This window comes from Actinomadura rifamycini DSM 43936, assembly GCF_000425065.1.
Lineage (GTDB): Bacteria > Actinomycetota > Actinomycetes > Streptosporangiales > Streptosporangiaceae > Spirillospora > Spirillospora rifamycini.
The window spans coordinates 19,021-38,479 of record NZ_KE384300.1; the positions used below are offsets into that span (position 1 = coordinate 19,021).

17 protein-coding genes are annotated in these 19,459 nt (G+C 75.4%); 7 read left to right on the forward strand and 10 right to left on the reverse strand.

Annotated elements, in window-relative coordinates; all coding sequences use genetic code 11:
- Positions 1–73 precede the first annotated feature (73 nt).
- From H505_RS0133465 to H505_RS0133485, 5 genes are read left to right on the forward strand one after another with little or no spacing between them, the layout of a single operon-like run.
- Positions 74–1,162, forward strand: coding sequence for an ABC transporter ATP-binding protein (locus H505_RS0133465; protein ID WP_245592699.1), 1,089 nt, complete (start codon positions 74–76; stop codon positions 1,160–1,162).
- The gene (locus H505_RS0133470; RefSeq protein ID WP_026405420.1) at positions 1,159–2,316 is read left to right on the forward strand and encodes an ABC transporter substrate-binding protein; all 1,158 of its coding nucleotides are present in this window, start codon (positions 1,159–1,161) and stop codon (positions 2,314–2,316) included. Before H505_RS0133465 ends, H505_RS0133470 begins: the two co-directional genes overlap by 4 nt.
- Positions 2,316–3,170 carry an ABC transporter permease gene (locus H505_RS0133475; RefSeq protein WP_026405421.1) on the forward strand — a complete coding sequence of 285 codons (855 nt, stop codon included), beginning with the start codon at positions 2,316–2,318 and terminating at the stop codon, positions 3,168–3,170. The genes H505_RS0133470 and H505_RS0133475 overlap by 1 nt, the downstream gene beginning before the upstream one ends.
- Positions 3,167–3,985, forward strand: a complete 819-nt coding sequence (locus H505_RS46110; RefSeq protein WP_034521227.1) for an ABC transporter permease — start codon at positions 3,167–3,169, stop codon at positions 3,983–3,985. The genes H505_RS0133475 and H505_RS46110 overlap by 4 nt, the downstream gene beginning before the upstream one ends.
- Before the next feature lie 14 nt (positions 3,986–3,999).
- The gene (locus H505_RS0133485; RefSeq protein ID WP_026405422.1) at positions 4,000–5,421 is read left to right on the forward strand and encodes an NAD(P)/FAD-dependent oxidoreductase; all 1,422 of its coding nucleotides are present in this window, start codon (positions 4,000–4,002) and stop codon (positions 5,419–5,421) included.
- A gap of 22 nt (positions 5,422–5,443) precedes the next feature.
- Here the strand turns inward: H505_RS0133485 and H505_RS0133490 are convergent, their stop codons facing one another.
- Positions 5,444–5,962 carry a PH domain-containing protein gene (locus H505_RS0133490; protein ID WP_233617922.1) on the reverse strand — a complete coding sequence of 173 codons (519 nt, stop codon included), beginning with the start codon at positions 5,960–5,962 and terminating at the stop codon, positions 5,444–5,446.
- 124 nt (positions 5,963–6,086) lie between these two features.
- Between H505_RS0133490 and H505_RS46115 the strand changes: the two genes are divergently transcribed.
- The gene (locus H505_RS46115; protein ID WP_245592700.1) at positions 6,087–6,833 is read left to right on the forward strand and encodes a hypothetical protein; all 747 of its coding nucleotides are present in this window, start codon (positions 6,087–6,089) and stop codon (positions 6,831–6,833) included.
- Here H505_RS46115 and H505_RS0133500 read toward each other — a convergent pair.
- The 8 genes from H505_RS0133500 to H505_RS0133540 all read right to left on the reverse strand — a co-directional run bounded on the left by H505_RS0133500 (position 6,808) and on the right by H505_RS0133540 (position 17,748).
- Positions 6,808–8,097, reverse strand: coding sequence for a hypothetical protein (locus H505_RS0133500; protein WP_026405424.1), 1,290 nt, complete (start codon positions 8,095–8,097; stop codon positions 6,808–6,810). The genes H505_RS46115 and H505_RS0133500 overlap by 26 nt on opposite strands.
- A gap of 169 nt (positions 8,098–8,266) precedes the next feature.
- Positions 8,267–9,175, reverse strand: coding sequence for a glutamate ABC transporter substrate-binding protein (locus H505_RS0133505; protein ID WP_245592701.1), 909 nt, complete (start codon positions 9,173–9,175; stop codon positions 8,267–8,269).
- Positions 9,163–10,701 carry a hypothetical protein gene (locus H505_RS0133510; protein WP_158642421.1) on the reverse strand — a complete coding sequence of 513 codons (1,539 nt, stop codon included), beginning with the start codon at positions 10,699–10,701 and terminating at the stop codon, positions 9,163–9,165. Before H505_RS0133510 ends, H505_RS0133505 begins: the two co-directional genes overlap by 13 nt.
- Positions 10,698–11,441 (reverse strand): FHA domain-containing protein, encoded by a 744-nt coding sequence (locus H505_RS0133515; protein WP_026405427.1) that lies wholly within the window; start codon positions 11,439–11,441, stop codon positions 10,698–10,700. The genes H505_RS0133510 and H505_RS0133515 overlap by 4 nt, the downstream gene beginning before the upstream one ends.
- Before the next feature lie 2 nt (positions 11,442–11,443).
- Entirely contained in the window at positions 11,444–12,790 is a 1,347-nt protein-coding gene (locus tag H505_RS0133520; protein ID WP_026405428.1) for a vWA domain-containing protein, read from the reverse strand.
- The gene (locus H505_RS0133525) at positions 12,787–13,986 is read right to left on the reverse strand and encodes a protein phosphatase 2C domain-containing protein (RefSeq protein ID WP_026405429.1); all 1,200 of its coding nucleotides are present in this window, start codon (positions 13,984–13,986) and stop codon (positions 12,787–12,789) included. The genes H505_RS0133520 and H505_RS0133525 overlap by 4 nt, the downstream gene beginning before the upstream one ends.
- A 46-nt stretch (positions 13,987–14,032) precedes the next feature.
- A complete protein-coding gene (locus H505_RS0133530) occupies positions 14,033–16,438 on the reverse strand; it encodes a serine/threonine-protein kinase (RefSeq protein WP_211238623.1) in 2,406 nt (801 codons plus the stop codon).
- A 62-nt stretch (positions 16,439–16,500) separates the two neighbouring features.
- On the reverse strand, positions 16,501–17,748 hold the full coding sequence (locus H505_RS0133540; RefSeq protein ID WP_026405432.1) for a coiled-coil domain-containing protein: 1,248 nt from the start codon (positions 17,746–17,748) through the stop codon (positions 16,501–16,503).
- 164 nt (positions 17,749–17,912) lie between these two features.
- Between H505_RS0133540 and H505_RS46120 the strand changes: the two genes are divergently transcribed.
- Positions 17,913–18,446, forward strand: a complete 534-nt coding sequence (locus tag H505_RS46120; protein ID WP_051301470.1) for a helix-turn-helix transcriptional regulator — start codon at positions 17,913–17,915, stop codon at positions 18,444–18,446.
- A gap of 49 nt (positions 18,447–18,495) precedes the next feature.
- Here the strand turns inward: H505_RS46120 and H505_RS46125 are convergent.
- A partial coding sequence (locus tag H505_RS46125; protein ID WP_341849582.1) for a lysophospholipid acyltransferase family protein occupies positions 18,496–19,459 on the reverse strand: 964 nt, incomplete at its 5' end.

Consider the following 19,459-nt stretch of genomic DNA (forward strand, 5'->3'; position numbering starts at 1 on the left):
GGGCGTTGTCCGGACATCCCCAATAGGGACGAGAATCGCCCGAAGCGAATTGTTCGTCCGAAGGAGGTTGATCGTGGTTCCGGCCATCGAGCTCGCCGGGGTGGAGAAGTCCTACGGGCGGACGGCCGCGGTGCGGGGCGTGGACCTGGCCGTGGCGCCGGGGGAGTTCTTCTCGCTGCTCGGTCCGTCGGGGTGCGGGAAGACGACGCTGCTGCGGATGGTCGCCGGGTTCGAGGAGCCGTCGGCGGGCGAGGTCCGGCTGGACGGGCGCGGCGTCAACGGGATCCCGGCGGAGCGGCGCGACGTCAACATGGTGTTCCAGTCGTACGCGCTGTTCCCGCACATGAGCGTCTTCGACAACGTGGCGTTCGGGCTGCGGCGGCGGGGCGTGGGGCGGGCGGAGGTCCGCGCGCGGGTGGGGGAGATGCTCGAGATGGTCGATCTGGCGGGGCGGGAGCGGCGGCGGCCCGCGGAGCTGTCCGGCGGGCAGCAGCAGCGGGTGGCGCTGGCGCGGGCGCTGGTGAACCGGCCCCGGGCGCTGCTGCTGGACGAGCCGCTGGGGGCGCTCGACCTGCGGTTGCGGCAGGCGATGCAGGACGAGTTGAAGCGGTTGCAGCGGGACGTCGGCGTGACGTTCGTGTACGTGACGCACGACCAGGGGGAGGCGCTGGCGATGTCGGACCGGATGGCGGTCGTGAACGAGGGGCGCGTCGAGCAGGTGGGGACGCCGCGGGAGGTGTACGAGCGGCCCGCGACCCGGTTCGCGGCCGGGTTCATCGGGACGTCGAACGTGCTGGACGGCGAGGTCGTGGAGGCGTCGGGGGGCGTCGCGGTGCTCGGGCACGGGACGGACGGGCGGATCGAGGTGCCGGGCGCGGCGGTCGGGACGCGGCTCGAGGTGGCGGTGCGCCCGGAGAAGGTGCGGCTGGCGGTGGACGAGCCGCCGGGGCGGTGCAGGGTCCGCGGGACGGTCACGGACGTCGTGTACCAGGGGGCGTCGACGAGGTACGGGGTGCGGACGACGGCGGGGGCGGACGTGTCGGTGCTCGTGCAGAACGCCGACCCGGTCCCCGCGGCCGGTCGGGGCGACGGGGTGTGGCTGTCGTGGGAGCCGCGGCACTCGTACGTGATCGGCGACGGGGCGATGGGCGGTGCGCGGTGAGGCGCCGGGACGTCCTGCGGCTGGCGGGGGCGGGGCTGGTGCTGGCCGGGTGCGGCGTCGAGGGGCGCGGGAAGCCGGTGGAGGGGGACGAGTTCTGGTCGGGGAAGTCGCGGAACGGGCGGCTCCGCTGGGCGAACTGGCCGGGGTACATGCAGGACGACCGCGCGACGGTCGAGGCGTTCGAGGCGGATGCGGGCATCGAGGTGACCTACCGGGAGGTCATCCAGGAGATGGGCCCGTGGTTCGGCAAAATCCAGGCTCCGCTGGCGGCCGGGCAGTCGATCGGGTTCGACCTGATGGTGATGACGAACGGGATCCATTTGGAACGGTGCCGGCGGCTGGGTTACCTGGCGCCGCTCGACCACGGGCGGCTGAAGAACTTCGCGGCGCACGCGGGGCCGGGCTTCAAGGACCCTTCCTACGATCCGGGCAACGAGTTCACCGTCCCGTACCAGGCGGGGATCACGGGGATCGCGTACAACACGAAGTACGTGGACGAGGAGATCACGAGCATCGCGCAGCTGTTCGACGCCCGCTACAAGGGCCGGGTCGGGATGATGAGCGACACCCAGGAACTGGGCAACTTCGGGATGCTGCACCTGGGGATCGATCCGGAGAAGTCGACGCGGGCCGACTGGGAGCGGGCGGCCGGGACGCTGCGGGAGCAGCGGGACGCGGGGATCGTCCGCAAGTACTACGAGCAGAACTATGTGGACGCGGTCAGCAAGGGCGACGTGTGGCTGACCATGGCGTGGTCCGGGGACGTCTACAGCCTGACGAGCCCGGACGTGCGGTTCGTCGTGCCCGAAGAGGGCGGGACGATCTGGACGGACAACCTGTGCGTGCCCGTGACCGCCGAGAACCCGGTCGACGCGCTCGCCCTCATGGACTGGCTGTACGCGCCCGAGAACAACGCGCCGCTGACGGAGTTCGTCAACTACATCACGCCGGTGCCGGAGGTGCGGGAGATCGTGGCGCGGCACGCGGCCGAAGCGAGCGGGGAGGAGAAGGAGGACCTCACCAGGTTGAGCGAGAGCCCGCTGGTGTTCCCGTCCGACGGCGACATGGCGCGGCTGCGGCATTACCGGCGGCTCTCCCAGGATGAGGCCGACGTGTACCAGAAGACGTTCCAGGCCGTCGTCAGGGGCGCTTGATGGGCCGCGGACGTTTCGCGCCCTACCTGATGGTCCTGCCCGCGGGGCTGTGGCTGCTGGCCTTCTTCGTGATCCCGCTGTCGTTCATGGTGTCGCTGTCCTTGCAGACGGGGAATCTCGTCGACGGGTTCCGGCAGACGCTGCACTGGCAGAACTACGCCGAAGGTCTGTCCACGTACGGCGGAACGTTCGCCCGTTCGCTGTGGTACGGGTTCCTGGCGACGGCGGTGTGCGCCGTGGTCGGCTACCCGGCGGCTTACTGGATCGCCTTCCGCGCGGGCCGCTGGAAGACCACGTACCTGCTGCTGATGCTGTCGCCGTACTTCGTCTCGTTCGTCCTGCGCACGGTGGCGTGGCGGCACGTGCTGTCCGACAACGGCCCGGTCCTGGGGCCGTTGCGCGGCCGCGGGCTGCTTCCGGAGGGCTTCCACGTGCTCGACACGGGGTTCGCCGTGGTGGCGGGGCTCGCCTACAACTTTCTGCCGTTCATGGTCCTGCCGGTCTACGCGGCGCTGGCGCGGATCGACCCCCGGACGGTCGAGGCCGCGCGCGACCTGTACGCGGGGCGCGCGCAGGCGTTCGGGCGGGTGGTGCTGCCGCTGTCGCTGCCCGGCGTGTTCGCGGGGGCGATCATGACGTTCGTCCCGGCGTCGGCCGACTTCGTGAACGCCGAGGTGCTGGGCGGGCCCGGCGACACCATGATCGGCAACGTGATCCGGGCCGAGTACTTCGAGACCGGCGCGTACCCGGTGGCGTCCGCGCTGTCGTTCACGCTGACGGCGATCCTGCTCGTCGCGATCTTCGTGTACGCGCGGACGCTGGGGACGCGCGGCGTCCTGGAGGCCGCCCGATGAGGCGCGCCGGGCGCCGCGTCGACGCGCTGCACGTCTGGACGCTGCTGCTGATCGGGTGGCTGGTGCTGCCGATCGCGGTGATGGTCCTGTTCGGGTTCAACGACGTCCAGGGCAAGCAGAACGTCCGCTGGGAGGGCTTCACGCTCAAGTGGTACGCGCACCTGTTCGACCGGAGCGACCTCACCCGGTCGCTGGTCGACTCGCTGGCGATCGCGCTGGCGAGCACGGCCGTGACGACGGTCGCCGGGACGTGCGCGGGGCTGGCGCTCGCGCGGCGCCGGTTCCGGGGGCGGCGGGCGGCGGACCTGCTGCTGTTCGCGGCGATCGCCTGCCCGGAGATCGTGATGGGCGCGTCGCTGCTGTCGATGTTCGTCACGTTCGGGGTGCCGCGCGGCCATCTGACGATCCTGGCCGGGCACGTGATGTTCTCGCTGGCGTTCGTGACGGTGACGGTCCGGGCCCGGGCGGTCGGGCTCGACCCGGCGGTGGGGGAGGCCGCGCGGGACCTGGGCGCCGGGCCGTGGACGCGGTTCCGGCTGGTCACGCTGCCGATGATCCGGCCGGGGGTGGCGGCGGGCGCGCTGCTGGCGTTCGTCCTGTCCGTGGACGACTTCGTGGTCGCGAGCTTCACCGGCGGTGCGACCGTGACGTTCCCGCTGTGGGTGTACGGGTCGACGCGGACGGGGACGCCGCCGCAGGTCAATGTGATGGGGACGCTGATCTTCGCCGCCGGGGTGCTCGTCGCGGTCGCCTCGGCGCGGCGCACGTTCCGCCGCGCGGCCGGGCCGTCCCGGCGGGGGCGGGGCGACGGATGAGGAGGAGAGCGGACATGGGTGCGGTGGCGGACGCGGCGAGGGCGCTGGCGGAGGCGGAGCCCGTCCCGTTCTGGACGGCGGGTGCGGCGCGGCCCGACCCGGGGCCGGTGCTGACGGGCCGCCGGACGTGCGACCTGGCGGTCGTCGGCGGCGGCTACGGCGGGCTGTGGACGGCCCTGCGGGCCAAGGAGCGCGACCCGTCGCTGGACGTCGTCGTCCTGGAGGCGGGCCGGATCGGTTCGGCGGCGTCCGGCCGCAACGGCGGGTTCTGCTCGGCCAGCCTCACGCACGGCCTCCTCAACGGGGTCGGGCGGTGGCCGGACGACATGGAGGCGCTGGAGCGGCTCGGCTGGGAGAACCTCCAGGCCATCGCGGCGACGCTCACCCGGTACGGCGTCGACGCGGAGTGGGACGCGACCGGGCAGCTGACGGTCGCGACGCGGGAGTGGCAGGTGCCGCTGCTGGAGGAGGAGGCGGAGCACGCCTTCGACCTCGGCTGGGAGCCGATGCTGCTGGGCCGCGACGGCGTCCGCGCCGAGGTGGGCTCACCGGCGTACCTCGCCGGGCTGTGGGACCGGCACGCGGTCGCGCTGGTGCATCCGGCGAAGCTGGCGTGGGGCCTGGCGGACGCGTGCCGCTCGCTGGGCGTGCGGATCTACGAGGGCACCCGCGTGACGGGGCTGCGCCGGGACGGCGGGCGGCTGCGGCTGGACGGCGCGCACGGGGCGGTCGGGGCGCACCGGGTGGCGCTGGCGACGGGCGCGTTCCCGCCGCTGCTGCGGCGGATGCGCGGCCTCGTCGTCCCCGTGTACGAGTACGCGCTGGTCACCGAGCCGCTGTCGCGGGCGCAGCGGGACGCCGTGGGGTGGCGGCGCCGGCAGGGCGTGGTCGACAGCGGCAACCGCTACCACTACGCCCGGCTGACGGCGGACGGCCGGATCGTGTGGGGCGGCTACGACGCGGTGTACCACTTCGGCGGCCGGATCGGCGCCCGCCTGGAGCGCCGCCCCGCCGCGTTCGCGGCGCTCGCGCGGAACTTCTTCGACACGTTCCCGCAGCTGGACGGCGTCCGGTTCGCGCACGCGTGGGGCGGGGTGGTCGACACCTGCACCCGGTTCTGCGCGTTCTTCGGCACCGCGCACGACGACCGGCTCGCGTACGCGGCGGGCTACACCGGCCTGGGCGTCGGCGCGACCCGGTTCGGCGCGGACGTCATGCTCGACCTGCTGAGCGTCGGGCTCCGCCCCGGCGAGGAGACGGAGCGCACGCGGCTGGCGATGGTCCGGGACGCGCCCGTCCCGTTCCCGCCGGAGCCGCTGCGGTACGGGGCGATCGCGCTGACGCGGCGGGCGCTGGCGCGGGCCGACCGGCGGGACGGGCGCCGCGGACCGTGGCTGCGCGCGCTCGACCGCGTCGGCGCCGGGTTCGGCAGCTGACGGTCCGGCCGGTCCGGCCGGGTCAGTCGGGGGACTCGTCGATCGTGCCGAAGATGACCGACGACACCTCCAGGTAGAGCTGCTCCGGGTACGGCATGAAGCTGACGTTGCGCAGCGCCTGCTTGTCTCCCGCGGACTCCATGACGAACTCGCCGTAGCCGAGCATCTGGCCGAGGACCGAGCGCTCCAGGTTGATGTCGGTGACCTTCGCGAGCGGCATCATCGCGACCGTCCGGTTGAGCACGCCGTTGATCACCATGACGCGGTGCTCGGTGACGATGAAGAACTCCAGCGACCAGGCGATGACCTTCCACAGCAGGTAGCCGACGGGCACCAGCCACAGCCACCAGATCCAGAAGACGCCGGTGACGGTGGCGGCGGCGCCGCAGACGATCAGCCCGGCGACGAACGCGACGACGGGCGCCAGCAGCACGGCCGGGTGGCGGCGCACCGCGATGACGCGCCCCTCGTGCCCCATCAGGTAGCGGTCGACGGTCCGCGTCGAGTTGTCGCGGTGCACCATCATGTCCTGCAGATTCACGGCGGCGTCCTCGTCATGATCCGGATGCTTCCAAGGTAGCCGACCGCTCGCCGCCCGTGCAGGGGCCTGGCGGTGAGGACGGCGGGCGTCCGCGTCCCGGTTGTGCGCGGCGGGGCGGCGCCTGATGATGGTCGACATGGGCGGCGGTGCGGGCGGCGGCATGGGCGGCGGGACGAGTGCGGGCGCGACCGGCGGGACGGCACCCGGGGCGCGCCCGGGTCCCGGTTCCGGGGCGGACCCGGCGCACGGCCACGCCGCCGAGACCCGCGTGGACTTCACACCGGACGTCGACTTCACGCCCGACGTCACGGTGCGGCCCATCTGGCGGCTGCTGCTGCGCGGCCTCGGCGTGTACCTGCCCGGCTGGGAGCGGCCCGCCGGGGCGGCGCGCGTCCCGGGACGGGCGGGGGACGGCTTCGGCCCGCCCGCGTTCCTGGACGGCGAGGCGGGGTTCGGGCTCCAGGTGCCCGACCGGCGCCGCGGCCTGGAGCCCGACCGGGAAATCTACGTGCGGGGACGGGAGAACCCCAGCTTCGGGATCGTGGTGGCGGGGCCGTCGGCGGCCGTCGGCAGCCGCGTCGTGGACGCGGCCGTCCTGCTGCGGTTCGCGCGGCGGCTCACCTTCGAGGAGCTGTTCGACACGGGGGACGCCGACTCCGTCCCGTACGCGGTGCGCGGCGCGCGCGCGGTCGAGAACGTCGTGTTCCTCGACCGCGCCGCGGGCGTCGGGCTGTGCGCGGAGGTCGACCCGGTGACGCGGGAGGTCCGCTGCCCGCTGTACGTCCGGATGGGGGACCCGGCGGAGCGGACGGTCCGGGCCTACGGCGTCGCGGCGCACGCGCTGCCTAGGGGGTCGCGGCCCACGCGGTGAGGTCCCACAGCTGGTGGGACGGCAGCCGGCGGAGCCGGTCGGCGGCCGCGGCGGGGTCCCAGAACACCTCGTCGCTCTCCAGTTCCAGCGACTGCCCGGCGGTCAGGACCGCGCACACCAGTTCGTCCCGGGTGCGGACGGCCATCAGCGGGCCGATCTGCGCGACGCCGCCGGAGCACTCGGCGAGGGTGCGCAGCAGCGCCTTCAGCGCCGCCTCGTCCTCGGGCGGGCGCGCCGGCTCCACGCCGGCGGGCATGCCGGGCTCGACGCGGGCGAGGCCGCGCCGCCCGCCGCCGTTCCCGGCGAGCCCGCCGTGCGGCAGGTCGGCGCCGGTCGAGATGAGCAGCGCGCTGAACGCGCCGGCGAGGTCGTCGGGGAGCTGCCCGCCGAGGAAGTAACGGCGGCGCTCGGGCGAGCCCGGTTCGAGGCCGTCCGCGCCCTCGGCGGTGCGGAAGCGGACGCTCAGCCGGTTCGCGCGGACGCACCGCTCGTAGACGTCGGTGAGGATGTCCTCGAGCTGGTCGTCGCGGGTCCACAGCCGTCCCGTCGCGGTGACGGCCGCGTCGCGCAGGTCGCCGCCCGGCGGGCCGCCGGACGGGCCGCCGGACGGGCCGCCCGGGGCGCCGCCGGACCCGGCGGGCAGGGCCCGGGGCGCGCCGCCGGTCAGCGCGGACGTGACGGCGTCGTCGAGCGCCCCCTCCGTGAACTGCAGCAGCTCGGCGACGATGTCCTCGACGTCCTCGAGCGTGCGGGTGAGGGTGCGCTGCAGCTCCAGGATCTCCGCGCCGCCGCGTTCGAGGTCGGCGAGCCGCTCCAGCGCGGTGTCGACCTGCTCGCGCACGTCCGCGGAGGCGTCGGCGCCGCCGGACCCGACGGCGTCCCGCACCGACGTCTCGATCTCCGCCAGCTTGCGGCGCAGCGCGGCGAGCGTGACGCGCTGCTGCTCCAGGTCGCGCAGCCGCCCCGCCTGGGTGCGGACGAACTCGTCCGCGCGGTGCACGACGTCCGCGAGCTCCTCGACGCGGCCGGTGGTGCGGCGGACGCGGTCGTCGAGGGCGGGCAGCACGTCCCGCTTCACCCGCGCGAGCTCGGCGGTGAGCTGCTCGCCGACCGTCACCAGGACGTTGTTCTGCTTGGTCACCTGCTCGTTCAGCTCGTCGACCCGGCGGGTGAACGCACGGGCCTGGTTCCGGCTCTGCCTGCCCGCGTAGAGTTCCAGGCCCCCGACCACGACGCACATCACGATCAGGACGACCGTCGTCATGGCACTCCTCGGGCCGGGGTGGCGATTACCGGAACGGATATAGATCGCGACCATAACTTACGATCATGTGCGCCGACCGGAACTTACGTAACCGACTGATCTCACTGACTCGGCGGATTCATCCGTCTGGAAACGCCCGCGTGTCCCGTTCCCGGCCGGGTGCCGCGGATCACTCGCAGCCCTCGAACTGCGGGACGGTCTCCACCAGCTCCAGCTCGGTCGTCCCGAACCACCGCTCCAGGTGGATCGGGATCGTGTCGTCCTGGTACATCCGGGTGATCGCCTCGTTGACGGCCTCGCAGCCCTCCACGTCGCCGCGCCGTAGCGCGACGCCGTAGCGCTCGTCCGATATGGGGGCGTTCACGATCCGCATGGAGTGGCCGTCGGCGGCCGCCTCCCGCGCCAGGCCCGCCAAGATCAGGTCGTCGGTCGACACTGCGTCGAGCCGCCCCCGGACGAGCAGGTCGAGGCACTCGCCGTAGCCGCCGGCGTCCACCGGATCCGCGAGGACGCCCTGCTCGTCGCGGATGCGGGGGAACGACGTCGACCCGGCGACCCGGCAGACCTTTCGGCCCGCGAGGTCGTGGATGCTGCGGATCCGGGCGGCGTCGGCCTCGCGGACCATGAGGTCCTGGTGCGCGACGTAGTACGGACCCGCGAACGTCGCGTCCCGCTTTCGATCCGGTGTGATGGAGAAGCTGGCGACCACCAGGTCGACCTTGCCGTCCGCCAGGAGCTCCTCGCGGTTGTCGGAGGTCACTTCCCGGAGTCTCACGTTCGCGGCGTTGACGCCGAGGTTGCGGGCGATCTCCTTGGCGACGCGGATGTCGAAGCCCTGGAACGCGTCGTAGCCGTCGCCTTCGGCGACCCGCAGGCCGACGCCCGGCTGGTCCCGGTTGACGCCGATGACCAGTTCCTCCGCCCCGGCCACCGACTCGGCTTCGGCGGAGCCGACGCCGCAGGCGGCGGCGGCGAGCAGTGCCGCCGCCCCGAGCAGCGCGGCCCCCGCGCGCCGCGCCCGCCCCGTCCCGCCCGCGTTCGCGAAGCGCCGCATCGTCCGTCCTCTCACTTCGACCACCGGTACTCCGACAGGCGGGGCCAGACCCCGGCGAGCAGGAGCACGACGATGACGAGGCCCGCGACGGGCAGCACGCCGTACCAGCCGCGGGTGCCCGAGTCGCCCTCCTCGACGGCCTCGTCGAACGCGGCCTGGCGGATCTCCTCGAGCTCTTCCAGAGCCTCGTCGTACTGCCGGAACTGCGCGGTCAGCGCGCCCCGCGCCCGGACGGCGTCCGCGCGGCGGTCGCTCGCGACGAGCCGGCGCATCTCGTGGTCCCGCTGCTGGAACCGCCGGTACTCCTCGATCACGGTGCCGAACACGCCGGCGATCCGCGCCCGCGTCGCCGCGTCCTGGACCGGGCGGTTCGCCTCCGTGCCGAGGAACCCGAGGAAGTCGCTGCGGCCCGGCTCGTACTGCACGTCCTTCACGCCCGCGTTGTACTCGGCGAGGTTCCCGGCGTCCACGTAGAGGACCGTCTGCGACTTGCTCAGGTAGACCTGCTCGTAGGTGTCGGTCCGTCCCGGGTCGAGCAGGAACCGGGTCTGGTCGGCGGCGGCGTTGTTGCTGATGGCGCGCGTGCGCGACAGCGCCAGGACCGAGTCGAAACCCTGTTCCTTGGCCTTGCGCAGGCTCTCCGCCTGCCCCCACAGCATGAGGCCGCTCGCCGCGACCAGGGCGAGCGCGCCTGCCGTCGCCAGCGCCGCGCCCACGTTCAGCAGCCGCCGGAACCGCACGGCGAGGTGCACCTGGAGGGCGATCAGCGCCGCCAGCAGCAGGACGCCCACCGCGACCACCCAGGCCAGGCCGGTGAGCACCGCCGACCGCTGCCGTTCGTAGGTGTCGCGGACGAGCGCGCCGTTGTCGAGCGTGAGGTTGTACGCCTTCGGCAGCAGGTCCAGCTTCATCAGGTCGGTCGCCTCGCGGTAGACCGCCAGGACCTGCTCCGGCGGCGGCCCCGCCTGGTGCTGCGTCTGCCGCTCCAGCTGCAGCGCCTGCCCGGCGAGCCGCTCGTAGCGGGCGAGCGCGTCCACCAGCGCGCGGGCGGTGTCCTCCTCGGTGGGGTCGTCGGCGAGCTTGGCGGCCTCGATCAGCGCCTCCCCGGCCCGCAGCCGGTTCATGTCGTACAGCTCCAGCGCCTCGGCCCGCGCCGCGGGCTCGGAGTCGCCCGCGAGCAGGGCGTTCGCGAGCTGCGCGTCCATGTCGGTGAGCTGGGAGTACAGGTCGCCGGTCGCGACGACCTGCGGGCCCGCGTCGTGCCCGATCACCCGCATCCCCTCGCGGGCCTGCGCGATCGTCGCCGCGGTGGCCGCGAGGAGCGCCAGCAGCACGACGACGACCAGCGCCGACAGGACGCGGACGCGGGACGCGGCGGTGCGCGGCAGGACCCGGCGCAGCCCGGTCGGCGCCGGGACGGGCGGCGCCAGCAGGCGCCGCGAGGTCGGCGGGCGCGCGGGCGGTTCCGCGTGCGCGGGCGCCTGCGGGGCGCCCGCGGCGCCGGTCGCGTCCGGGGCCGCCGGCGCGGCCGTCCGCTCGACGGCGGTCACGGCGCCTCCCCTCGGGTCAGGGTGATGGTGGTCCAGGCGCCCACGTGGATCCGGTCTCCCTCGGCCAGCGGAACCTCCGTGTTCAGCGGGATCGGGTCCATGGACCCGTTCAGGTACGTGCGGTTGGTGGAGCCCGGATCGACGAGCGTCCAGGACCCGTCCGGCTTGGCCAGGAGGACCGCGTGGACCTTCGAGACGCCCGGGTCCTCCGGGGGCTCCCGCAGGTCGATCTCGGGCGGCGTCGGCTGCGTGGAGCTGCGCCGGCCGATGCGGACCTGCCCGGACGCCAGCGGGATCCGCCGCTGCGGCGCGTACGGCGGGAACACCAGCGTCCCCGAGTCGGGGCCCTCCTCGGCGAGGACGGCGTTGAAGTACTCGCGGTCGGCGTCGACGACGGCCGTCCACGCGGCCGCCGGGGCCGCCTGCGCGCCCGCCGCCGCGCCCGACGACGCGCCCTGCGCGCCCGCCGACGGAGGCGACGCGGGCGTCGAGGGCGGCAGCGGCGGGACGGCGGGCGGATGTTCGAGATCGCGCGTCGGGCGGCCGCCGCCCGCGACGAAGTCGTACCCGCAGCCCTCGCAGAACCGGTCGGTGCCGGGCAGGCCGCAGTCGGGGCACGGCGTGCCGCCGTCCGGCCCGCCCCCACCGGAGGGCGGCGCGGCCCCGGCGCCGATCGCCGTGCCGCACATGTCGCAGAAGTCCGCCGACTGCGAGGTGTGGCCGCTCGGGCAGATCGCCATGCTCAGCCCTTCTGGGCGCGGTTGTTGACGGTCTCGTCCTTCCGGGTGCGGACGGTCTTGGTGGACCGGGTGTCGAGCGACATCTCGTCGGCCTTGTCGACGTTCTTCTTCAGCCGGACGGTGCCGGTGGCGGGGTCGACGACGTCCACGACCTTGCGCAGCAGCGAGGTGATCTCCTCGTTGCCGGCCGCGTCGGCGAGCACGACCGCCCGGCCGAGCCGCGCCGTCGCGGTGTCCTCGTCGCCGCGCTCGCGGGCCTGCAGGCCCTCCTGGATCGCGACCGCCAGCTCCGCCTGCCCGGTGTAGTGCGCGACCCGCTCGTTGATCCGCGTCGAGCGCGCCTCGTCGTCCGTCCACTCGGCGAGGACGTTGCCGGTCGCGAGGACCTGCGCCTCCTCCCCGGGCGGGCCCGGCACGACGAGCTTGACCCACACCGCCCGCATCACCTTGCCGACCTCGCCGGGCGGCAGCTCCACGCACACGTGGTAGTCGCGGCTCTCCTCGCCCCACGCGCCCAGCGGGTAGTCGCCGGCCTGCGGCGGCACCTCGACGCGGCGGCCGGTGAGGTCCTCCACGGTCGGCAGGACCTGCTTGACGAACTTCAGCTTCGCCGTCTGCGGGGTCTGCAGGCGCAGCGCCACGTCCGCGACGGTCTTGCCCATCGCCGCCTCCGTCATCGCCTGGAAGTCGGCGACGAGCCCGGCCGGGTCGCGGACGATGTCGACGCCGCCGAGCAGCGCCGACGCCACCTTGCGCAGCTCGGCGACCTCCCAGTCGGTGCCGACGCCGCGGCAGTCGCAGATGAACCGGCCCTCGCAGCGGAACAGGACGGCGTCGAGCTGCTCGGGCGTCTCGTGCTGGTTCTTGCCGTCGGTCAGCAGGATCGCGTGCCGGATGCCCTCCCGGTCGGCGAACAGCTCGTCGGCGAGCCGCAGCCACGACCCGATCGCGGTGCCGCCGGACGCGCGCAGCCGGCCGAGCGCCTCCTTGGCCAGCCGGCGGTTCTCGTCGTTCGCCGGGACGAGCCCGGGCCGCTCCGGGAACACCATCGTCGCGACGTTCGAACCGGACACGACCGCGAACTCGACGCCGTCCCGCAGCGTGTCCACGGCGACCTGCGCGGCCTCGACGGCGGCGCGCAGCTTGGTGTCCGGGTAGGACATCGAGCCGGACGTGTCGATGATGACGACCTCGGACGCGCGCGTCGCGGGCCCGGCGGCGAGGACCGCGCCGCCCTCCCCGCCCGCGGCGCTCGCCTCGACCGAGACGATGGCGTGCACCTCGCGGCCGCCCTCGGGCAGGTACTTGTTCTGGTCGACCTTGACGGTGAACTGCGGCTGCTCGCTCATCGGCGCTGCTCCGTGCTCGGGGAACGGTCGGGGGAGGGGAGGGGGACCACGGCCACGGTGATGTTGTCGCGGCCGCCCGCGTCGAGGGCGTGCCGCACCAGCGTCCGGGCGGTGCCCAGCGGATCGGCCGCGGGATCGGCGGCGGGATCGGCGGGCAGGAGCGCCCGCAGGTCCCCGGCGGCGGGGAAGTAGTTCCACAGCCCGTCGCTGCAGACCAGGAGCGTGCCCGGTCCGGACGGGCGGAACGACGCGACGTGCGGGGCGACGTCCCCGGCGTCCGCGCCGAGCCACGCCGTGATGACGTGCGCGTTCGGGTGCGCCTCGGCCTCGGCCTCGGTCAGCGCGCCCTCGGCGACCATGATCGCGGCCCAGGAGTCGTCCTCGGTGAGCCGCCTGGACGCCGCGAGCCCGACCGGCCCCGCCTGCCCGTCCGGGCGGTCCCGCCCGTCCGGCGCGCCCGCGCCTTCGGGCTCGTCGGCGGCGAGCCAGTAGGCGCGGCTGTCGCCGACCCACCCGACGGTGACGGTCCCGCCGCGGGTCACGGCCGAGACGTAGGTGCACGACGGGGCGTCGTCCTCGGACGCGGCCAGCCCGGCGACGGCCCGCGCCGCCGCGAGCGCCGCCGCGCGCGTGGCGTCCGCGGGGTCCTCGCCCGCGTCCAGCCGGGACGCCAGCTCGGCGGCGCCGGTGTCGGCCGCCGCGCGGGACGCCTCCTCGGGACGCCGCGACGACCCCACCCCGTCCGACACCACGGCCGCGATCCCGGCGGCGTGGACGGCGAGGGCGAGCGCGTCCTCGTTGCGGCTGTAGCGCAGGCCGCGGTCGCTCACCCCGGCGACGGCGGCCCCGGCGCCGGCGCCCGCGGGCAGCGCCGTCTCCACGTGGTCGCGGTCGGCGGGCTGCCGCAGCCCGCAGGTCTCGCAGTAGCCGTCGCCGTCGATCGCGGTGCCGCCGCACCCCGTGCAGGGCGGCGCGGTCGCGGCGCGGCGGCGCGCCAGCGACGCCGTGCTGATCCGGAAGGTGCGGCCCTCGCGGCCCGCGCGGACCTCCGCGCCCGCCGGCGCCGGCACCGGCACGGGCGCGCCGCCGAGGCGGTGCCCGCACCCCTCGCAGAACGCGTCGCCCGCGTACACCATCTCGCCGCAGGCGGGGCAGGAGAGCTCCGCGGCCTTGGCACCTGTCTTGTCGTGGGTCACGGCGTCGTCCGAATCTGCAGCGGGGGCGGGGAGGCGGGGGGACGGGTCACAGCAGGGTCCTCGGCCGGACGGCGTTGGCGGCGTCGACGAGCCGCCGGCACTCGTCCCGGTCCGGGGCGACCTTCGCCAGCCGCCGGTACGCGCCCTCGAGGCGGCGGCGCAGCGGCGTCTCCCGCAGCTCCGCGCCGAGCAGCTCCGCGCCGGCCGTCCCGCCGGACCGGCCGGGGCCGATGAGCAGCCAGTCGAGCGCGGCCTCCAGGATCTCGGCGGTGAGCCGGTCCCGGCGCCGGTCGTCCAGGGCGTCCGCGCTCAGCCCGCCGAGCCGCTGCCCGGCGGCCAGCAGCTCCGCCGCCGTCAGCTCGGCCGCGGGCCGCGCCCGCACCGCCGTCGTGACCGCCGCGACCTGCGCGGACGTGCGCCGGATCGACGTCTCGGGCACCGTGTCGAGGGCGGCGATCGCCCCGGCGCGGTCGCCGCCGGAGAGGCGCACTCGGGCGAGCCCGAAGGCGGCGTTGAGGTAGGAGTCGTCGGTGCGCCACACCAGCTCGTACAGGCGGGCGGCGTCGGCGGGCGCGCCGTGCTCCCGGCAGTAGGCGAGCGCCAGCTTCGGCGCCGCCTCGCCCGGCAGCAGGTCGTACAGCCGGTCGAAGCGCGGCTCGGCCGCGGCGACCCGGCCGCGGGCGAGCAGCCCGACCGTCCGGTACCACTCGACCCGCCAGTCGTCCGGCTGGTCGGCGGCGAACTCGTCCAGCAGCCGCTCGGCCTCGTCGTGCTCGCCCAGCTCGATCTTGACCCGGGCGAGCGTCAGCCGCACCTCCGGCGTCCGCTGCGGCGCGCCGCCGACGGCGGCGGCGAGCTGCGCGGGCCCCAGCGAGGTGAGGCCGGCGAGGAACCCGGCCGCGGGGTCGCCGGCGTCCACCAGCGGGACGGGCAGCGCCGCGGCGGCCGTGTCCGGCGGGACGGGCGGCAGCGCGGCCGCGTCGGACTCCTCGCCCGCGGCGCGCGCCGCGAACCGCTCGGGGCCGAACAGCGCCGACGGCGCGGGCCGCGCCCGTCCGTCCTCGGTGGCCAGCACCTCGCGCAGGACGCCGGTGAGCTGGTCGGCCATCTCGGCCGCGTCCTGGAACCGCTCGTCCGGGTCGCGGTGCGTCGCGCGGCGGAGGAAGCGGTCGAACGACTCGTACCTGCTCAGGACGGGCACGTCCTCCCGGGGCGGGAGGTTCTCCCGGAAGCGGGACGTGTAGCCCTTGAAGGGGAAGGTCAGCACGGCGAGGGTGCGGCCGACCGTGTAGAGGTCGGAGCTGACGGACGGGCCCACGTCGGCGATCTCGGGCGCCTGGTAGCCGGCCGTGCCGTAGATGGCGCCGTCCGGGTCGTCCAGCCGCCGCACGCCGCCGAGGTCGATCAGCCGGAGCTGCTCCTCGAACTGGATGACGTTGTCGGGCTTGAAGTCGCAGTACACCAGGCCCCGGGCGTGCAGGTAGCCGAACGCCTGCAGCACCTCCAGCGCGTAAGCGATGGCCTGCGCGACGGGCAGCGCGTCCGCGCCCTCGTCGCGCCGCTGGAGCAGGATGTCCTTCAGCGACCGGCCGCCGACGTACTCCATGACGATGTAGCCGTCGCCGTCGTGCTGCACGAAGTTGTAGATCTTGACGATGTTGGGGTGCTCGACCTCCGCGAGGAACGCCTTCTCGGCCGCCGCGGCGGCCATCGCGTCGGCGTCCCCGCTGTCCAGCAGGCCCTTCAGCACGACCCAGCGGTCGCTGACGTTCTTGTCGCGGGCGAGGTAGATCCAGCCGAGCCCGCCGTGCGCCAGGCAGCCGAGCACGTCGTACTGGCCGCCGACGAGGTCGCCGGGCGCCAGCTTCGGGACGAACGAGAACCCGGTGCCGCACTTCGGGCAGAACCCCTCGGCGCGGCCCGGCCGGTCGCCCCGGCTGCGGCCGACGGGCTCGTCGCAGTTGCCGCAGTACCGCTTGCTCTCGGCGACCTTCGGGTCGCGCAGCACGGCCGCGGACGGGTTCCGGTACGGGACGGGCGGCACCTTCACCAGGCCCGCGCCCAGCCCGCCGAGGTGCCCGGACCCCCGCGTCCCGGCGGTGCGCGTGCTGCCCGTCCGCCCGGTGCCGATGCTGCCCCTGCTGCCGGTGCTCACGGACCGGCCCGCGGACGGCCCGCTCACCCCGGTCGCGGACGTCGCGGCCGGGGGCTCGCCGCACACGTCGCAGAAGCCGTCGGTGATCGTCCCGCCGCATCCCGCCTTGTCGCACGCGCCGCTCGGCGCGGCCGTCCCGCTCGCGGCGCCCGCCCCGTCCGGTGTCCCGGCGCCGCCCGCGGCCGCCGGCGGCGCGCCGCAGACGTCGCAGAAGCCGTCGGTGATCGTTCCGCCGCATCCGGCCTGGGCGCAGGCGTCCGGGGCGGAGGGACCGGAGGAGCTGGAGGGGGCGGCCATGCCGCATATGACGCAGAATCCGCCCTCATAGGTTCCCGTGCATCCCGGCACGGTGCACTGGTTCATCCATCCGCTCCCTTCTCCCGCGCGGAGACGGCGCGCTGGTACTCCGCCAAGGCGACGGTCGCCTCCCGCAGATCGCAGGGCGACGTCCACAGCAGCGCGCGCGCCCTCTCGTACAAACCGGCCGTGGCGCCGTCCTCGGCGAGGCCGAGCCGGGCGGCCTTCATGCGGTACGCGTCGAGCCGTCCGCGCAGCTCGTCGCGCCGCTCCAGCAGGCCCCGGACGACGCCGACCGCCTCCCGCGCGTCGCGCAGCGCCGCGCCGGCCGCGCGCTCGAGGTCGTCGATCCGCCGCGCCCGCTCCGTCCAGCCGCCGCCCGTCCGGTCGCCGCCCGTCCGGGCGTCCCGGTCGAGGGCGGCCAGCCGGTCGGCGAGCCCGGCCGACGCCGCCGGCCGCGCCGCGGGCGGCGGACCGGCGATCTTCGCCGCGACGGCGTCCCGGACCCGGCGCTCCTCCGCCTCCGCTTCGCGCAGCTCGCCGAGCGTGCGCGCGACCGCGCGGAGCCGGTCGGCGTACCCGGCGCGCAGCGCCGCCGCCGACTCCAGCCGCCGCCGGACGTCCGCGAACCCGGCGCGCAGCGCGTCCAGCGGGGCGGTGTCCGGGCGGCCGCCGGGCGCCAGCGCGAGCGGGTCGGCGCGGACCCGCGCGGCGAGCGCGTCGAACTCGGCGTCGAGCCGCGCCAGCTCCGGGTCCGTCCCGCCGAGGGACGCCGGCGCCGCCGCGGCGGCGCGCCGGGCCGCCTCGGTCTCCGCGAGCCGCGACAGCAGCGCCGACCAGACCCGTTCGAGCGGGCCCACCGCCCGCACGATCTCCTCGTACAGGCCGGTCATCCGCTCGACGGCCCCGCGCAGCGTCAGCCGCTCGCCGGACGGGACGTGCAGCAGCGTGCGGTGCTCGAGCGGCACCTCGGCGGCGGGCAGTTCGACGACCGGGCCCGCCAGCAGGCGGGTGAGCTCGGCCAGCCGCCACTGCCCGAGCCGGCCGGGCCGGGCGCGGACCTCCTCGGCCTCGGCGACGGCGCGGCCGTACAGGTCGAACAGCGTCCACAGCGCACCGGCGCGGGCGCGCACGGCGGCCTGGACGCGTCGCGTCTCCCCGGTCGGCGCCGCGCCCTCCAGCAGCTGGTAGCCCTGGTCGGCCTCCAGTTCGAGGAGGGCGGAGCCGATGCGCTCCCTCTCGTCCCGCAGATGCGCCAGCGTCCGGTCGATCTCGTCGCGGCTCATCGGCAGGCGCGTCGGTTCACCCAACGCGGGTCCATGGCTCGCCCATGTTCGCCCTGCCATCCCCCGTGCCGTGCAGTTTTGATGCCAGTTTTCCCCATCCCCGCCCCAAGGCTCAAGGACTGCGGACGATCAGGCCGGGGGCGCCGCGGGGCCTCCAAAATGTCAGTGTTCGAACGTATTATCGAACCATGGCGAACGTTGCGACGCACCGCAGGACCGCCCCCGCCCTGACCGAGCTCTCCGCCGCGGAGATCGCCGCCCTCGCGCTCTCCCTCGCGCACCTGGGCGCCGGACCGCAGGCCGCGACCGCGCGCCGGGCCCTGCGCACCCTCCTGGACACCGTCCCCCACGACGACGTGGTCGGCACCACGCTGGCCACCCTCACCGCGTCCCTGGACGCCTCCACGGCCGACCGCGCCCGCGTGGTCGCCGCCGCCATCAGCGAGCACCGCGTCGTCCGCCTCTGCTACGGCGACGCGGGCGCCAACGTCACGATCCGCGAGGTCGAGCCGGTCACCACGCTCGTCCACCGCGACCACTGGTACCTCGTCGGCTGGTGCCGGATGCGGCGCGGCGTCCGCGCCTTCCGCTTCGACCGCATCCTGGCCGTCGAGTCCACCGGAATGCCGGCGCGCCCGCGCCGCACCGACCGCTACCTGCCGTTCCAGCGGCGCAAGGCCGCGGTGCACGCCGGCGGTCCGGCGCACGCCCCGAGGCCCTGACCGCTCCGCGCGGCCCGTCCCGTCCGGGACGGGCCGCGCGGAGCCCGCGTCAAGGACGGGACGGCCGCCGGACGAGCGCGGCGGCACGGCGGGCGGCGCGGCGCAGCGGCGTGCGGTCCGGGTCGGCGGCCTGCTCGGCCCGGAGCCCGTCGATGATCCCGGAGACCGCCGCGCGGGTCAGGTCGCGGACCTCGGCGACCGCCCGGTCGTCGCCGTCGCGGCCCGCCCACGGCGCGGTGTCGATGGGCGGCCCGAACCGGAAGTAGAGGCGCTCCGGCCGCGGGACGGGCGTCGGCCCGAGCCCCCGGGAGACCGGCATCACGACGTCGTCGCGCGCGCCGCGCTCGCCGAGGACGGCCCGGCCGAGCGCGCGGGCCGGGGCGAGGAGCGCGCTGCCGGGGTCGAGGACGGGCGTGAACATCTCCTCGACGCCGACGGAGCCGAACGGGACGATGGGGCAGCCCGCCTCCACGGCCAGCCTGGCGAAGCCGAGCCGGCCGTCCCACTGCAGCCGGTACCGGTCCTCGCGGGCGCGGGTGACCTCGCGGGCGCCGCCGGGGAAGACCACGACCGGATGCCCGGCCCGCAGCAGCTCCCGGCAGTTGCCGGGGGTGCCGTCCACCGCCCCGCCGGCCTCCATGACCGTGCGCCAGCCGGGGACCAGCCAGTGCGCGTGGTCGGCGAGCGAGCGCGCCCACACCCCGCGGCGCCGGTGGATCTCGAAGAAGATCAGCGGGGCGTCCAGCAGGCCGTAGACGGTGTGGTTGCCGACGAGCAGGACGGGCCCGCCGGACGGCACGTGGTGCAGGCCGTGGAAGACGGGCGAGGTCCACGCGCGCCAGGGCCCGAGCGCCAGGCGCGCCGCGCGGACGAGGCCGTCCGGCGGCGGCGCCCAACCCCCGGGAAAGCGCGGTCGGCCGGGGAGGCCCGGTCGACTCCGGCGGCACGGCCGGGAAGGGGGGCCCGGCCGGTTGCGGAGGCCCGCTCGGGCGGGGTGGCGCGGCCGGTCGGGG

Bases quoted from the DNA above. Each gene is read 5' to 3' on its own strand.
- H505_RS0133475 (WP_026405421.1), top strand. From the start codon at position 2,316: ATGGGCCGCGGACGTTTCGCGCCCTACCTGATGGTCCTGCCCGCGGGG.
- H505_RS46110 (WP_034521227.1), top strand. From the start codon at position 3,167: ATGAGGCGCGCCGGGCGCCGCGTCGACGCGCTGCACGTCTGGACGCTG.
- H505_RS0133485 (WP_026405422.1), top strand. From the start codon at position 4,000: ATGGGTGCGGTGGCGGACGCGGCGAGGGCGCTGGCGGAGGCGGAGCCC.
- H505_RS46115 (WP_245592700.1), top strand. From the start codon at position 6,087: ATGATGGTCGACATGGGCGGCGGTGCGGGCGGCGGCATGGGCGGCGGG.
- H505_RS0133500 (WP_026405424.1), bottom strand. From the start codon at position 8,097: ATGACGACGGTCGTCCTGATCGTGATGTGCGTCGTGGTCGGGGGCCTG.
- H505_RS0133515 (WP_026405427.1), bottom strand. From the start codon at position 11,441: ATGGCGATCTGCCCGAGCGGCCACACCTCGCAGTCGGCGGACTTCTGC.
- H505_RS0133520 (WP_026405428.1), bottom strand. From the start codon at position 12,790: ATGAGCGAGCAGCCGCAGTTCACCGTCAAGGTCGACCAGAACAAGTAC.
- H505_RS0133530 (WP_211238623.1), bottom strand. From the start codon at position 16,438: ATGGCCGCCCCCTCCAGCTCCTCCGGTCCCTCCGCCCCGGACGCCTGC.
- H505_RS46120 (WP_051301470.1), top strand. From the start codon at position 17,913: ATGGCGAACGTTGCGACGCACCGCAGGACCGCCCCCGCCCTGACCGAG.